Annotated in this window: 12 protein-coding genes; 5 read left to right on the top strand and 7 right to left on the bottom strand. The window is 60.5% G+C overall.

Annotation, left to right across the window (positions count from 1 at the left end; all coding sequences use genetic code 11):
• The first annotated feature begins 22 nt into the window (after window positions 1-22).
• Window positions 23-535: an invasion associated locus B family protein gene (locus IEX27_RS02670; protein ID WP_188719374.1), complete on the top strand. Its 513-nt coding sequence runs from the start codon at window positions 23-25 to the stop codon at window positions 533-535.
• Between the two features lie 252 nt (window positions 536-787).
• On the opposite strand, the gene IEX27_RS02665 is transcribed toward IEX27_RS02670, so the two are convergent.
• Entirely contained in the window at window positions 788-1591 is an 804-nt protein-coding gene (locus IEX27_RS02665; protein WP_188719579.1) for a helix-turn-helix domain-containing protein, read from the bottom strand.
• A 129-nt stretch (window positions 1592-1720) separates the two neighbouring features.
• Here IEX27_RS02665 and IEX27_RS02660 point away from each other — a divergent pair, with 129 nt between their 5' ends.
• The 4 genes from IEX27_RS02660 (at window position 1721) to IEX27_RS02645 (ending at window position 6533) form a co-directional block, all read left to right on the top strand.
• Window positions 1721-2116: a hypothetical protein gene (locus IEX27_RS02660; protein ID WP_188719373.1), complete on the top strand. Its 396-nt coding sequence runs from the start codon at window positions 1721-1723 to the stop codon at window positions 2114-2116.
• Between the two features lie 15 nt (window positions 2117-2131).
• On the top strand, window positions 2132-2473 hold the full coding sequence (locus IEX27_RS02655) for a DUF1330 domain-containing protein (RefSeq protein WP_188719372.1): 342 nt from the start codon (window positions 2132-2134) through the stop codon (window positions 2471-2473).
• A 207-nt stretch (window positions 2474-2680) separates the two neighbouring features.
• On the top strand, window positions 2681-4369 hold the full coding sequence (locus tag IEX27_RS02650; RefSeq protein WP_188719371.1) for an amidohydrolase family protein: 1689 nt from the start codon (window positions 2681-2683) through the stop codon (window positions 4367-4369).
• 271 nt (window positions 4370-4640) lie between these two features.
• A complete protein-coding gene (locus tag IEX27_RS02645) occupies window positions 4641-6533 on the top strand; it encodes an ATP-dependent nuclease (RefSeq protein ID WP_188719370.1) in 1893 nt (630 codons plus the stop codon).
• Between the two features lie 485 nt (window positions 6534-7018).
• Here the strand turns inward: IEX27_RS02645 and IEX27_RS02640 are convergent, their stop codons facing one another.
• The 6 genes from IEX27_RS02640 to IEX27_RS02615 form a co-directional block, all read right to left on the bottom strand.
• Window positions 7019-10744 carry a vitamin B12-dependent ribonucleotide reductase gene (locus IEX27_RS02640; protein WP_188719369.1) on the bottom strand — a complete coding sequence of 1242 codons (3726 nt, stop codon included), beginning with the start codon at window positions 10742-10744 and terminating at the stop codon, window positions 7019-7021.
• A 557-nt stretch (window positions 10745-11301) separates the two neighbouring features.
• Window positions 11302-12813 (bottom strand): inorganic phosphate transporter, encoded by a 1512-nt coding sequence (locus IEX27_RS02635; protein WP_188719368.1) that lies wholly within the window; start codon window positions 12811-12813, stop codon window positions 11302-11304.
• A 185-nt stretch (window positions 12814-12998) separates the two neighbouring features.
• Window positions 12999-13487, bottom strand: a complete 489-nt coding sequence (locus tag IEX27_RS02630) for an NUDIX hydrolase (RefSeq protein WP_188719367.1) — start codon at window positions 13485-13487, stop codon at window positions 12999-13001.
• A gap of 168 nt (window positions 13488-13655) precedes the next feature.
• Window positions 13656-14153, bottom strand: coding sequence for a xanthine phosphoribosyltransferase (gpt, locus tag IEX27_RS02625; protein ID WP_188719366.1), 498 nt, complete (start codon window positions 14151-14153; stop codon window positions 13656-13658).
• Between the two features lie 132 nt (window positions 14154-14285).
• Complete coding sequence (locus tag IEX27_RS02620; protein ID WP_188719365.1) at window positions 14286-15119, bottom strand: universal stress protein; 834 nt, start codon at window positions 15117-15119, stop codon at window positions 14286-14288.
• 57 nt (window positions 15120-15176) lie between these two features.
• Window positions 15177-15917, bottom strand: coding sequence for a competence/damage-inducible protein A (locus IEX27_RS02615; protein WP_188719364.1), 741 nt, complete (start codon window positions 15915-15917; stop codon window positions 15177-15179).
• Window positions 15918-15924: the final 7 nt, after the last annotated feature.

Here is a 15924-nt window from a genome sequence, read left to right as displayed (position 1 = left end):
GTGAAGCATGAATGAAACGAGAATGAAAACTGCTCTGGGGCTGGTGCTTGCCATATCCATGTTCAGCGGCGTGAATGCACAAGCGCAGCAAGCTCCTGCAAATGCGAGTGAAACGCCGGCGCGCCCTTTGTGGCTCATGTCTTGCTCGAACGAGCAGAAGCCTGAAGAGTTGCTGTGCGAATTCTCCCAGAGCCTGGTCATGACACAGGGCAATCAGGGGCAGAGATTGGCGACCGCATCCTTCAATCGCGTAGCCGGCAAGGCCGAGACAAAAGCAGCGTTCACCGTGCCTTATGGGGTCAGCCTTCCGGATCCGGTGCGGGTCCTCGTCGACAATGTGGAGCTTGGAACTCTGACATGGCGCAGCTGTGACCTCGGTGGCTGCTACGCCGACGCGGCAGCCGCCGGAGCTTGGCTGGACGCGATGCGAAAGGGCAAGGAGTTGGTGGCCGCGTTGAAGACGCGCGATGGGCGCGACCTTGCCTTCACCTTCAGCCTGGATGGGTTTACCAAAGCCGAGCAGATGCTGCCGTAGCCACACCTTTAAGTGCGGGAATGCAACCACAGGGACAGTCAGGACACATGGATCGCTGCAGCGTTTTCACTGATCCGCTGAAACGATCCCTGTCTCTATTGTAACGCAATGGAGGGATGGAAAGCCGGTTTCCACTTTTCCTGGAGTCGTCCAGTGTCCAAGGGTGCTGGCCCTGTGGTTTTCAGTGCTCCCGGTTTACCGTTTTGCTCGGCTGTAAACCTGGAGCGTAGCATCAAGAGGCATCAGGAGGCATCAAGAGGCATCGAGAAGCTTTTGCATGGCTGAAGCCGTATCCGGCGTCGCTGGAAAGAATGTTTCGATCGTCACTTCAGAAAGGGTCACGTCAACGGCCGTGCCAAACACCGTCGTGGTGCTGATGAAGGAGAGGGAACCTTCATCGCTCTCAATGGTCAGGGGTACGGCGATCCCGTTCCCCACTGCCGGAGCAGGCCTGGATGATTGCGCGTGAGGCGGTATCGGATAGGCCTTCAGTTCTTCCAGCAATGCCGCAAGTCGAGGTGAAGCGGAGACATCGAGCTCATGGCTGAGGCGCGCAAGAACGTGAGCCCGCCACTCCCTGAAATTGAGAATGCGCCTTGCAAGACCGTCCGGGTGCAGGCTGAGACGCAACACGTTGACCTCGCCGGCGAGGAGATGGTCCGCCACGCCCTTCAGCAGAACGCCAACAGCCTTGTTGGCCATGATAAGCGTCCAGTTGCGATCCACGGCAAGCGCGGGGTTAAGCCCATGACCATGCAGGATCTGTTCCACCGCTGCCCTTGCTGAAGCCAGTTCCGGCGCGTCGAGACTTCGCTCCCGATAGATCGGCGCAAAGCCTGCCGCTGCAAGGATCGCGTTGCGGTCGCGAAGCGGGATCGTAAGCCGCTCGGCAAGGTGCAGGATCATATCCCTGCTCGGCTGTGAGCGACCGGACTCTACGAAACTCAGGTGGCGTTGAGAGATGTCAGCTTCCACCGCAAGCGCGAGCTGGCTCAGACGCCTGCGCTGCCGCCAGACGCGCAAAAGATCGCCAGCCGATTGAGTATGTTCGTTCAGCATGGCCCAAGGCTAACAGGCCGGAGCGCTGCCAACAATTACCTCTGACGTAATCGACGCTGCACATCCAGGCTGCAAGGATTGCCCCATCCTTTGGTTCCGAGTGACCGACAACCGATGAGGCAAACGATGAACAACAGGTATTCTCAACCGATCCGGACACTTCTCGCGCTGGATGCCGCATCCTGCGCTGTCATGGGTGCGGCGCTCCTTGTCGCATCGCGTCCGATCGCGGCTCTGACACTGATCCCCGAGGCGCTGCTGACCGTAGCGGGTGCAAGCCTCCTTCCGATCGCACTGTTCATGGCCGTCTGCGCGAGGGCTCGCCGTGTCCCCCGTTGGGCGGTCCAGCTGATCATCTGGGGCAATTTCCTCTGGTCGGCGGTCAGCATTCTCCTGCCGCTCAGCGCACTGATCGAACCTAACGCGACCGGTTGGACCCTCCTGGTGGGGCAGGCCGCCATGGTCTCCGCACTCGCTGTGCTGGAGGCGAGAGCGTCTGCCAGCCCATCCCTTCAATCGTAGTAACGGAGACTTATGATGACGACCTACGCTGTAGCTCACCTTCGCAATGTCCGGATGGGACCGGAAATCATTGACTATCTGCAGAGCATTGACGGGACGTTGGCGCCCTTCAACGGCTGTTTCATCATTCACGGCGGTGAAAAGCAGGAGCTTGAGGGCGCCTTCACCGATGATCTGATCGTGCTGGCGTTCCCGGATCGCCACTCGGCCAACGCCTGGTATCGGTCGGATCCCTATCAGGCGATCCTGCCGAAACGCTGCGCCAGTTCGGAAGGTGAGGTGTTCCTGATCGACGGCGTGGATGAGGATCACCGCGCGACGGATATCTTGGCGCGGGAGATGGCTACGGATAGTTGAACTGGAGACGTGAATTCCTGGAAGGGCAGCGCCGGCAGATATGCTTGCTCCCCTTACAGTAATAGATGCGCAAATAGATCTGCCTGAAGCAATCGTGTTATTCAGCTTCGTAAATGCATAAATAGTACTCAATATTATATAATATTGCGTTCAAGTGCTCGCTCATCTAATTTATTGGCATCAGGCGCCCAAGAGATGAGGCTGTCCATGTTGCGGCGGGAGTTTATCCAGTGGTCAGCTTTTTCGCTGGGCTTGCTTGGCTGCAGACGTGATGACTATATCGCACCGGGCGATGGCGTTCCCGTCATCGATATCCATTGTCACGTATTCAACGCACCCGATCTGGCGACCACCCGGTTCCTCAAGGAGGTCGTCCTTGAGAAGTTTCCGGAGCAAGCCGCACGTCTGATGGATGTTCGGGATCCCGATGTCACGGATCGTTTGTTGCAGCTTTTTCTCCTGCTTGTGGGCGCGAACAAGGCGCCTACGGCGGATCAGGAGATCACCTATCTGAGGGGCCGTGCACAGCCCGTAAAGTCCGCCATCTCGATTACTGCGGCACGCGAGTCAGCGATCGATGACACCGCTGCGTTTCTTTTGTCCCTCGACCAGAGAAGCGGGACCAGCGCCGTGCAGTCGGCGGCGAGGCAGGCCCAGGACGAAGGAGATCGCAAGTTTCTCACATACATGCTGGGTGAGACGACGATCAGGCGTTCCTCCTCCGGCCTGGACGCGCCGACGGCGCGCAATGCCAGTGTTCGCGCCTTCTCCGGATTGGGGATGATCTCCACGTATCTCAACTGGTTCGCGCTGTTTCGAACCTACCGACACGTTCTTGTCGAACAGTTGTCATCCGACCTGCGCCGGCAAGGTTTCGAGCCCGTCATGCTCTGCCCCGCGCTGGTGGACATGGATGAGTGGCTCTATGAAGACGTCAAATCGCCCCTGTCGCGACAGGCTGAGGTGATGGGGATCATTTCGGCCCGCATGGCGCGAAAGAACGGACCTGTCGTCCATGGCTATATCGGCGTTGACCCGCTGCGCGAGGTCATGCATCGCATCAAGGGCGGCCCCAGCTCGCTGCAGATTGCCCATGACGCGCTGACCCGCCACGGGTTCATGGGCGTGAAGCTCTATCCTCCTATGGGGTTCCGCGCCTCCGGGAATCGAGGGCCTTACCCGCGGCGGGTGGTGAATTCCCTGGGTTTCGACCCCAGCGAACGTCTCGACGCAGTCTTGCGCGATCTCTACGTCATGTGCGACGAGCTTGACGCACCCATCATCGCGCACGGCTATGCCTCCAACGAAGCTGGCCCGGACTACGCCTTGCGGGCAGACCCTGCATATTGGCTTCCTGTTTTCCGCGAGTTTCCGCGCTTGCGGATCTGTCTTGCCCATTTCGGCAGGTTCGACATCAAATCGGCGGGGCGTGCCGGACGAGACTTGCCTGAAGCAAGCTGGGAATGGGTTCTCGGCGAATACATCAAGGCCAATCCGCGGCAACGCATCTTCGTGGACATCAGCTACTTCTCTGAAGCTCTGAACGACTCCCGCGAAAGCCAGGCGAGGCTCGCCGCCACATTCAAGCGGTGGATCGCCGCGTTCGATCCGTCAGCCGAGCATGTCATGTTTGGCACCGACTGGATCATGCTTGGCAAGGAACAGGGCTACGAACAATACGTGACAAGGCTGCAGGCATTCCTGCGCGACCAATGCGGCCTTTCCGATGCGCAACTGGAACGCATCTTTCGCCGCAACGCCGAGTCTTTCCTGCCCCTGCAAGCCGGAAGCGCCGGCCGCCGCCGGTTGCAGAAATTTTACCAGGAGAATGGGCTGGATGACAGCCGCTTGCCGGTCAACGGAGGCTGGTTGCAGGGGTTGTTGAGGAGAGGGTGAGGTGACTGTTGTATGGGGAGGGGAAATTCCAGTGAATTCTACGTAGCGTCATTGCAAGGTCTACATGGGGGTGGGAGGCGGAACGGCGGGTTGGGGCGGTCTGCTGTAAGAGCGGACGTCGATGATCCGGCATAGACCGGGGCGCAAGTTTACCGTCCGGTTTCTGAGCGACCAGACTACGAAATGTGCGATTCAACTATCGATCCTATTGTGACCGTAACACATCGCTGCGATGAGTGCTAAAAGCAGACTTCGATCCCAAGAGGCTCCCGTGTCCGACGATCCCGCAATCCATGTCGCTTCGACCGCCGCTGTGGCAGCTCCCGCCTCCGACGTTGCAATTCCGCTCGAGGTCATAGCGGGCAAGCCCGGCGGCACGGTTACGATCCGTCCCGGTATCACCACCCTCGTCGGGCCCAACGGCAGCGGAAAGACGCGGGCGTTGCGGTCCATCCAGCGGGCGCTTCGAAGTCGCGGCGAGGAGGCCGCCCATGTCCGGTTTCTCCCCGCAGGTCGAACCGGACCAGTCGAGCGGTACCGAGCGGCCACCGATTCTCCTGGGGTGGGATCCAATCAAGGCGAGGCTTTTTACGGAGACATAAGTTATCGGTCCCAATGGCACGAAATCGAGAGCGTTGTAGGCGACGTGATTAATCTCGATCAGCGTTCTGATTTGCGGATCAAGGTCGAAACGAGGCTGCAACAGCTTTTTGGACGGGGAATCGACTTTCAGTGGAGTCAGAGGGGGCTCGCAATGTCCTTCACCGCCATGTCAGGCATGGCTCGCTATCACTCTGGGCTCGAAGCGAGCGGGATCACTCAACTCGTTTCGTTGCTCGCCGCGATTTACGACGACACAATACGAACTCTCATCGTCGACGAGCCCGAGATTTCGCTCCACCCACAGCTCCAGGCGTTCATCCTTGAGGAGATGGAAATGGTCGCGGGCGACTGGGCCGATCCTGGCAAAAAGCGTATTCTGATCTCGACCCACTCGCCGTCGTTCCTGCCCCTCCGTTCGCTCGCCGACCTTCCCGGCATCGTCTTCTTTGGCGGCGACATCGATTGCCGCCAAATCGATCCCGCCGACGGCCTGCTCCTATCGTCGAAGCTCGGAGATTTCGTGGCGCGCATTAGCCTGTCCCACCGGCAGGCGCTGTTCGCCGAGCGTATCCTACTTGTCGAAGGACCGAGCGACGAGATCGTCGCGGCACGCACCGCCCGGCTTCTCGGCCTCAAGATCGAGGCCCGAAACACCCAGATTCTCCCTGCGCTCGGCAAGGGAGAATTTCGCGAGGCGAGGAAGCTCTTCACCGAAATCGGCATGCGGGTGACAGTGCTTGCCGATCTCGATGCCCTCGCCGACGACAACCGCCTCGTGAATGACTTCAGCGGAGCGGACGGGGCGATTGCGATCGCAAACGCTATCGGCCATCCCTCGCTGATCGACCTCGACAGCAAACTGCGATCCGAACTTGCCGGGCTCATCACCGCGAACGCCGTAGCGATCGACGGAGTGGTGGGGTCCTATCCCTACTGGTCGGACAAGCAAGACCCCGATGTGAAGCGTCGTCGCTGCACACTAGCGCAGCTCCTAACCGATCCGTCTGCTTTTACTGGTGTGCTCGGGCGTGAAATGACAGCGCTAGCCACCCGCTACGGCGTGCTGCTCCACGGGCTCGAACAGCTCGGTTGCTTCTTTCTCCGCCGCGGCGCGATCGAGAACTACTATGCCGACACGTCAAGCGGCGCGGGCAAGCCCGCGCGGGCGAGCACCGAGGCGGATCGCCTCGCAGCGTTGACGCCCGTACAATTGTCCGCCGAGTATCCCGAACTCGTCCGCGCGCTGCGCTGCGCTTCACCCGGGCGCAACATCGACGAAAGCGTACTCCTCCGAGCCAGGCTGGCAGCGGCGCTGGGGGCCATTTTCCAGTCGATGGAACCCGGCTCTACCGACGAGCAGATCGAAGCGATGGCGATTTCGGTGCTGCCCGCAATCAAAGGACTTTTTAACTTTCACAATGCCACCAATGCCACCAATGCCAACGAGCCTGCGGTGCGCGTCGAACTTCGCTCGAAAATTTTTAACCTGACCGGATTTCCCTTGACCGTTGCGAGGAAGAACAACCTCAACGACGCGGTCGGCCAGATCCAACCTGCCTGATCGTCCGCTCAATGGCGCTGATTCTCCATATCGCGGCGATAGTTCGCTCCTACTCCAAGTTGCTTGCGACGTGATTGTTGGTTACCGGCGGAGGACGGATGAGACGGGAAAACCTGATTGCTGTTCACTCTGGGCCAAGTGAACGGAAGCTCTTGGGTAAAACGTAGTACCCACCTAAAGGATCGGAGATGGGACGCACTGGCTCACCCCGTGAGCGCTCATGCATGACAGCTATTAAGAAGTTTCGCGCACGGCGGGAACGAACGAAATGGGGTCGAAACCTGATGATGGGCAACCCTGCAATTTCAATGCTCTTGCCTTTGGCCGAGCAGCTCCCGCAGCGCTTGAAGACGGATTGCCTTAATCAGATACGCCTTAGTCGGGCGTGAAAAAAACGGCCCGCAATCGGGCCGTTTTTTTATGCCAATTCATTGGGTGACTGACATCACCTCAGCCAGCAGCAGCAGCAGCGGCGCTGCAGCTAATCAGCTGCAGCCGCTCGTTGCTCCACACGTGTCGCACTTTTCGCAGGTGCCGTTGCGGACCATCGTGAAGTTCTGGCACTCGGTGCACATGGAGCCGGTGTAGCCCTGCATGATCGCCTGCTGGCGGCGCTGGGTTTCCTTCTTCTTGGCTTCAGCGGCTTCTTCCGCTGCCTTGTCCGTGAAGAGGGCGTTCACGCCTTCGCTGGCCGCGGCCTGGTAGGGGGCCGGTTCCTCGTTGAGGCTGGACACGTTCTTCAGCGCCGTCACGGTCGCGCCGCCGGCAAAGGCGTGCACGTTCGAGGCGGAAGCAGCACTCGCCGGAGCAGCCGTTGCCTCGCCCTTCGGATCGGACTTGCCGCTCACCACCTTGAAGGTGGCGCCGCGCATCAGGCCCTTGGAGAAGGGGATCGCCTTGCCTTCGTTGATGCCGCGGCCAAGCGACGTGTTGGAGAAGTCCGACATGTCGACATGGGCCAGATCGTTGCGGCCGAGGTAGGAGACCGCGAGCTCGCGGAACACGTAGTCGAGGATCGACGTCGCGTTCTTGATCGCGTCATTGCCGATGACGATGCCGGCCGGCTCGAAGCGCGTGAAGGTGAAGGCCTCCACATATTCTTCCAACGGCACGCCATACTGGAGGCCGAGCGAGATGGCGATGGCGAAGTTGTTCATCATCGCGCGGAAGGCGGCGCCTTCCTTGTGCATGTCGATGAAGATCTCGCCGATGCGGCCATCGTCGAACTCCCCCGTGCGCAGGTATACCTTGTGGCCACCGATGACAGCCTTCTGCGTGTAACCCTTGCGGCGGTTCGGCAGCTTTTCGCGCTCACGCACCACACGCTCGACAACGCGCTCGACGATCTTCTCGGTCACCTGAACGGCGCGGGCTGCGGCCGGCTGGGCGACCAGCGCCTCGACGGCTTCATCCTCATCGTCCTCGTCGGCGATCAGCGACGAGTTCAGCGGCTGCGAGAGCTTGGAGCCATCGCGGTAGAGGGCGTTCGCCTTCAGAGCCAGCTTCCACGACAGCATGTAGGCGTTCTTGCAGTCCTCCACCGTCGCATCGTTGGGCATGTTGATCGTCTTGGAGATCGCGCCGGAGATGAACGGCTGGGCAGCCGCCAGCATGCGGATGTGGCTCTCAACCGAGAGGTAGCGCTTGCCGATCTTGCCGCACGGGTTGGCGCAATCGAAGACGGGCAGGTGCTCTTCCTTGAGGTAGGGCGCGCCTTCAAGCGTCATCGCACCGCAGACGTGGATGTTGGCAGCCTCGATCTCCTTGCGGGTGAAGCCCAGTGCCGGCAGCATCTCGAACGACATGTCGTTCAGCTGCTCGTCGGTGAAGCCAAGCACCTCCTTGCAGAAGTCTTCGCCGAGCGACCACTTGTTGAAGACGAACTTGATGTCGAAGGCGCTTTTCAGCGATTCGTTCAGCGTTGCGATCTTCTCGTCGGTAAAACCCTTGGCCTTGAGCGTCGTCGGGTTGATGCCCGGCGCCTGGTTCAGGTTGCCGTGGCCGACAGCGTAAGCCTCCATCTCCGCGATCTCAGCTTCGGAGTAGCCGAGCGTGCGCAGCGCTTCAGGAACAGCGCGGTTGATGATCTTGAAGTAGCCGCCGCCGGCGAGCTTCTTGAACTTCACCAGCGCGAAGTCGGGCTCGATGCCGGTCGTGTCGCAGTCCATGACGAGGCCGATCGTGCCGGTCGGCGCGATGACGGTGGCCTGCGCGTTGCGGTAGCCGTGCTTCTCGCCGAGCTCGAGCGCCTTGTCCCAAGCTGCGCGGGCATGGGCGATCAGGTCTTCGGATGGGCAGTCCTCAGCCTGGAGCGGCACCGGGTTGACGGCCAGCTTCTCGTAGCCTTCCGTCTCGCCATGGGCGGCCCGGCGGTGGTTGCGGATGACGCGCAGCATGTGCTGCGAGTTACGCTCGTAATCGGCAAAGGCGCCGAGTTCCGAGGCCATCTCGGCCGAGGTCGCGTAGGCGACACCGGTCATGATCGCGGTCAGGGCACCACAGATCGCGCGGCCTTCCTTCGAGTCATAGGGAATGCCCGAGGTCATCAGCAGGCCGCCGATGTTGGCGTAGCCAAGGCCGAGCGTGCGGTACTGGTAGGAGAGGCGGGCGATTTCCTTGGACGGGAACTGCGCCATCATCACGGAGATTTCGAGCACCACGGTCCACAGGCGCACGGAATGCTCATAGCCCTCGATGTCGAAGTGACCATCCGCATTGCGATAGGCCAGCAGGTTGATCGAGGCGAGGTTGCAGGCCGTGTCGTCCAGGAACATGTATTCCGAGCACGGGTTGGAGGCGCGGATCGGACCGGCCGCTGGCGACGTGTGCCAGTCGTTCATGGTCGTGTTGAAGTGCAGGCCCGGATCAGCGGATGCCCAGGCGGCATAGCCGATCTTGTCCCATAGCTCGCGTGCCTTCACCGTCTTGGCCGGCTTGCCATCGGTGCGGCGGATGAGGTTCCAGTCGCCGTCATTCTCGACCGCGCGCAGGAAATCGTCCCTGAGCGAGATGGAATTGTTCGAGTTCTGGCCGGAAACCGTCAGGTAGGCCTCGGAATCCCAGTCCGTGTCATAGGTGCGGAAGTCGAGCGAGGTGTATCCCTGACGCGCGAACTGGATCACGCGCTGGACGTAGTTCTCCGGCACCGCGTTCTTCTTGGCAGCCTTGATCTCGCGCTTCAGCGCCGGGTTCTTGGCCGGGTCGTAGCAATCGTTGTTGTCGGCCTCGCAGTTGACGCAGGCGCGCATGATCGCTTCGAGGTGCTTCTTGACGATCTTGGAGCCGGTGACGAGAGAGGCAACCTTCTGCTCTTCCTGCACCTTCCAGTCGATGAAAGCTTCGACATCCGGATGGTCGATGTCGACGATGACCATCTTGGCGGCGCGGCGGGTGGTGCCGCCCGACTTGATGGCGCCAGCCGCGCGGTCACCGATCTTGAGGAAGGACATGAGGCCGGAAGACTTGCCGCCGCCCGAAAGCCGTTCGCCTTCGCCGCGAAGCTGCGAGAAGTTCGAGCCGGTGCCCGAACCGTACTTGAAGAGGCGCGCTTCGCGGACCCAAAGATCCATGATGCCTCCTTCGTTCACCAGGTCGTCGGAGACGGACTGGATGAAGCAGGCATGCGGCTGCGGATGCTCATAGGCCGAGTTGGACTTGGTGAGCTTGCCGGTGAACGGATCAACGTAATAGTGGCCCTGGCCGGGACCATCGATGCCATAGGCCCAGTGCAGGCCGGTGTTGAACCACTGCGGGCTGTTCGGCGCGACGCGCTGCGTGGCGAGCATGTAGCAGAGCTCGTCCATGAAGGTCTGGGCGTCTGCTTCGGATGCGAAATAGCCGCCCTTCCAGCCCCAGTAGGTCCAGGTGCCGGCAAGACGGGTGAAGACCTGGCGGGCGTCGGTCTCGGAGCCGTAGCGCTGATCCTCGGGGAGGGCGGCGAGCGCCTTCTCGTCGGCCACGGAGCGCCAGAGGAAGGAAGGAACTTTGTTTTCCTCAACCTTCTTCAGCCTGGCCGGGACGCCTGCCTTGCGGAAGTACTTCTGTGCCAGGATGTCGGACGCGACCTGGCTGTACTGCTCAGGTACGTCGATGTCAGCCAGGCGGAACACGATGGAGCCGTCCGGATTGCGGATCTCGCTGGTCGCCTTGCGGAACGGGATCTCCGCATATGGTGACTGGCCTTCTTTCGTGAACCGTCGTTCGAAGCGCATCTTCGTCCCTTCCGCCTTCTAGTGTCTCGATGGGGCCTCGTGCCCCGTTGTTTCCGTCAGCACAGGAACGCCGTTTGCTCGGCTGCTCCGGTACGGGTTGTTCAAAACCCTTTCCCGATCAGGGAAAGGTAGGGTGTTTCAGACGCCTGCAAAGCAGCATTGCTTACTGATGCATAATCCATGGAATCGGAAGCGTACCTGCGAGCACTAAATATAGTGTTAAACGCTGCCTTTGTCACTAGATTTAGCGCCCCGCATCGCATCCGCGTGCCAAAACACCCGAACGTATTACGCCGGGTACGGGCCAGGGGGCCCGCGAATGATGACTCGCGAAACTGAAAAAGATTTGACGTCGGCAGAACGACTGAAACGACGCATCGCCGATGGGGATATAAAAGCGCGTCTAGGACAATAACGCAAGCTGTCGATTATTATTTAGTTCAACAGACTACATCTTGTGGCTATGCGGTGTGGATTGTGTGGAAACGGCAATTCGGGGGTTGATGTTTGGGAACCCCCGAAAACGTTGGCTTCCGGGGCCCTGGAAGCCCGCCCGCTCAGCTGACGAAGGTGAGTACGTAGAAGATGGCCGCCGAAAGTGCCGCCGATACGGGCACTGTGGTGACCCAGGCAGCCACAATGGTTTGTACATGGGCGCGGCGGACGAGCTTTCGGCGGATGATCTCTTCAGCCGTGACGCGCTTTTCGACCTTTTCCGCTTCTTTCAGCTGCCCGCCATTCTTCCGCGCAAGGTAGGCCTTACGGCGCTTTGAATTCGCGGTGTACCACTCACGGAAGAAACCGACGCCGAAGATCGCGCCGACGGCCGTGTGGGTCGAGCTGATCGGGAGCCCGAACCAGGATGCGATGATGACGGTGACGGCGGCCGAAAGCGCCACGCAGAAGGCGCGCATCGGGTTGAGCTTGGTGATCTGGTCGCCCACCATCTGAATGAGCTTCGGACCGAAGAGTAGGAGGCCGAGCGAAATGCCGATCGCGCCGATGAGCATCACCCAGAGCGGAATATCAACATGAGAGGCTACGCTGTCGGACTGGGCGGTAGAAACAATGGCCGCCAGGGGGCCAACCGCATTGGCGACGTCATTGGCGCCGTGGGCAAAGGAGAGCAGGGCGGCCGAGATGACGAGCGGCAGGTTGAACAGCTTGCGCAGCGACTGATTGCGGTTTTCCATGCCTTCCGACTGCTTGCGGATATGCACATGGGAAAGTGCCCAGACGATAAAGAAGCTTGCGACAGCGACAGCCAGCAGGGTCATGCCGCTGAGACTGATGATGTGCGTTAGCCCCTTGGTAACGAGATAGGTGGTGAATGCAGCCGCCATGAAGGCGATCAGCAGCGGCAGCCAACGGCGGGCCGAGGCAATCTTGTCGTCCTGGTAGACGATCGTCGTTTTGATGAAGAGCAGCACCAGGGCTGCAGCCACACCGCCGATCGCGGGCGAAATCACCCAACTAAGCGCGATGTTGCCCATCATCGGCCAGTTTACTGCGGAAAAGCCAGCGGCAGCGATGCCGGCGCCAACCACGCCGCCCACCACGGCATGGGTGGTAGAAACCGGAGCACCAATCCAGGTCGCGAGGTTCACCCAGAGGGCGGAAGAAAGCAGCGCCGCCATCATGGCGAGAACGAAGTGGGTAGGATCTCCGACCGCTTCCGGTGCGATGATGCCCTTCGATATGGTGTCGACCACGTCGCCGCCCGCCAGAAGCGCGCCTGCGCTCTCGAAAATGGCTGCGATAACGAGTGCGCCACCCATAGTGAGCGCCTTGGCGCCCACGGCAGGTCCAACGTTGTTCGCGACGTCATTGGCGCCGATGTTTAGCGCCATGTAGGCGCCGATCGCGGCGGCTGCGATGATGATGACTGCGTTCCCACCGGCACCCACATAGAAGGAGGACCAGATGCCTGCGAAGGCGAGGAAGAGAAGGCCAAGCCCTGGCGCAATGAGGTTGCGCGAGAGAACACTCGCTGCCTCCTCGACGTGAACGATCTTGTCGAGGTCCTTGTCGAGAGTCTGTTTACGGGTGACCGGAGCTGTCTTGTTCATCGGGATTAGCTAAGCTTCATAATCGGACGCATCTGGGACGCGAGCGTTGGAGCGTGGAAATGGTCCAAGGACATTGACGCAGATCAACGTGGCTGTGGGCACTTCGGTTCAAGTCGGATTAGCGCTAGGGGGTGTTGGCCCGCGACACAAGACCGAAAATCGTGCAGTGCCTCACAATTGCAGGATCAGGATGCACTTTCTTTTGGATTACCAAAGCTCTCAATGAGCCGGGCAAGCTCGCGCTCCTCCACCAGCCTGGCCGCTTCAGGCGCCGGCAGCCAGCGCTTCTTGCGCACCTTTCTCTCCGGCCATTTCTTGACTTCTTCGAGGACCTCGAGCGGAATGACAGTAACTTCAAAGCGATGCGGCGTGCTCTTCGAGCGCTTCTTTTGGTACTGATAGCGCCCTAACTCGCTCGAAGCGGCATGACCCCGCACCCCTGCTTCTTCGAAGGCTTCCCGTTCGGCGGCGCTTGAAGGACTTTCTTCTTTCTTCACCCAACCCTTGGGCAGGATCCAGCGGCCGCGGCGGCGGCTGGTGATCAGCAGAACTTCGATCTGGCCATCCTCGGTCTTGCGCCAAGGCAGGGCCGCTACCTGCGTACGCGGCGGATTTCCACCGATCCAGCGGCGGAAATGCTCCAGCAGGCGGTAAACGATCTGGCGTTCGGGCATCGAAGTTGCATCTCTTCGACTCAGGAGGGTCAGAAGGATACTAACAGCTTCGCCGCAGATAGGATCAATCGCCGTCCGAACAATAATCGAAGATAATTGGTCAATCCGCTCGTCCGGATAGCAAAAAGGCCCCGGATGGGGCCTCAGCTGACACAAACGAAAGGAGGACTACTCCTTGTCCTTCTCCGCGATCGGGCGCTGGTAGGAGAAGCCCATGTCCCAGGGGAAGTAGATCCAGGTGTCCTGCGAGACCTCGGTGACGAAGGTATCGACCAGCGGGCGGCCCTTCGGCTTCGCATACATGGTGGCGAAATGGGCCTTGGGCACCATGGCGCGCACGATCGCAGCCGTCTTGCCGGTGTCGGTCAGGTCGTCGACGATGAGGATGTCCTTGCCCTCGTCGACGAGCAGTGCGGGGTTGATCTCCTTCAGGATCTGCAGCTCACCCTGTGAGTTATAGTCGTGGTAGGAGGCAACGCAGACCGTCTCGATCAGGCGAACGCCGAGCTCGCGGGCGATGACGGCGGCAGGCACCAGACCGCCACGCGTGATGCAGACGATGGCCTTCCAGTTGTTGTTGGTTCCGGCAAGACGCCAGGCGAGCGCCCGGGCGTCGCGATGAAATTGATCCCAGGTGACGGGAAAGGCTTTATCGGGGAGGGACATTCTGCATGCTCCAGAAGGGGGTGGCTCATAGCGCCGGAAGATGCGGGGGCAATTAGCCGAATTTGGCCGGGTCAGGCAATAGACTCGGCCAAAAATGCGGTTCAAACCGCTGAAGTAGTCTGAAAAATGTGGCTAGCGCGACATCAGGGTCGGCACTGTTATCGACTGCAACACGCTGCGCGTCATTCCGCCGAAGACGAATTCCGCCAGCCGCGAACGCCCGAATGCGCCCATGACAAGCAGGTCGGCGCCAGACTCCATGATCGCCGCATTTAGGATGTCGGCCTCGGCCATCTTGCCCGATTGCCGGGCCATGATGGTGACATCCAGGCCATGTCGGGCAAGGGCGGTTGCTATCGCTGTGCCGTCCTTTCCGCCACTGCCGCCGCCATCCGGTGCGTCAATGGTCAGGATCTCAACGCTTCCGGCCTCCTTCAGGAGCGGCAGTGCGTCGAAGGCGGCACGGGCGGATTCCTTGCTGCCGTTCCAGGCAATCACCACCTTCTGGAAGGTCGCACCGTTGCGCGTGTAGGCGTGGGGCACGAACAGCACCGGCCGCCCGCTGTGGAAGAGCAGTGTCTCCAGGTCGGCAGCGGCAATGCCTTTGGGATCATTCTGGAGTACAACCACGAGGTCGGCACTGCGGGCGCTGTCGATGCCGGAAACGGCAGAGTCGCCGGAGATGCTGTCGAAGCCGCGCCATTCCAGCGAAACACCTTCCACCCGCGCGCGCTCCTCCACCATGTCGCGCAGCCGTGCGTGGCGTTCAGCCGCTTCGTGTTCCATGTCGTTGGTGACGGCGAGGAACGGGCCTTCCATCGGCGTCGCCAGAACGACGGGGAGGGCTTCAGCATGGAGGCCGATCAGGTGGCTCTGGTGCCGGCTGGCAAAGGGCAGGGCGAAGTCCAGCAGACGGGGCGCATCACCTTCGCTATGGAAAATTGCCAAGAGAGTCCGAATGTCCACTGCAGCCTCCTCCGGTTGCTTCAATTCTGCTCAAGGGCAATCGCCTTGTGCGCAGCGTCATCCGCCATTGCCAAGACTGTCAAGCATTTCCTTGACGGCGGCAAGAGCCGCATCCCGCTGCTCGGCCGAGCGCGAGCGCACCACGATCTCGGTGTAGGGACCGGAAGTCTCGAACCTCGGATAGGAGCCGATGATCGTCTCCGGGAAAGCCTTCTGGATCTCGCCGAGCGGACCGCCAATCGTGCCTTCACCCAAAGTACAAATGAGCGAGCCCGAAAGCAGCTTGGCGCCGGTGCGCAGGGTCGGAATGACGTTATCCAGCATCGCCTGGAAAACAGACGGGATGCCGGCCATCACATAGACATTGCCGATATTGAAGCCTGGCGCGACGGAAACCGGATTGTCGATGAGGCTCGCGCCTTGCGGCGTGCGCGCCATCCGCTTTCGGGCCTCGGTGAACTCGATGCCGCGCGCCGCGTAGTGCGCTTCCAGCAGCGGGTAGGCATCCGGGTGATAGTCGCATGGGACGCCAAAGGCTGCCGCGATCGTATCCGCCGTGATGTCGTCATGGGTTGGTCCGATGCCACCGGTCGTGAACACATAGTCGAAGCGGGCGCGCAGTGCATTCACCGCCTCAACGATATCGGCCTGCTCGTCCGGCACGATTCGCACCTGCTTCAGGTCAATGCCAACGGCGGTGAGCATGTCGGCCAGGTGGCCGACGTTCTTGTCCTTGGTGCGGCCTGACAGGATCTCGTCGCCGATTACCACCATGCCCGCAGTAACAATGTCACTCATTCAAATG

Source organism: Nitratireductor aestuarii (genome assembly GCF_014641695.1).
GTDB lineage: Bacteria > Pseudomonadota > Alphaproteobacteria > Rhizobiales > Rhizobiaceae > Chelativorans > Chelativorans aestuarii.
This window is presented reverse-complemented; position numbering and strand designations above follow the sequence as displayed.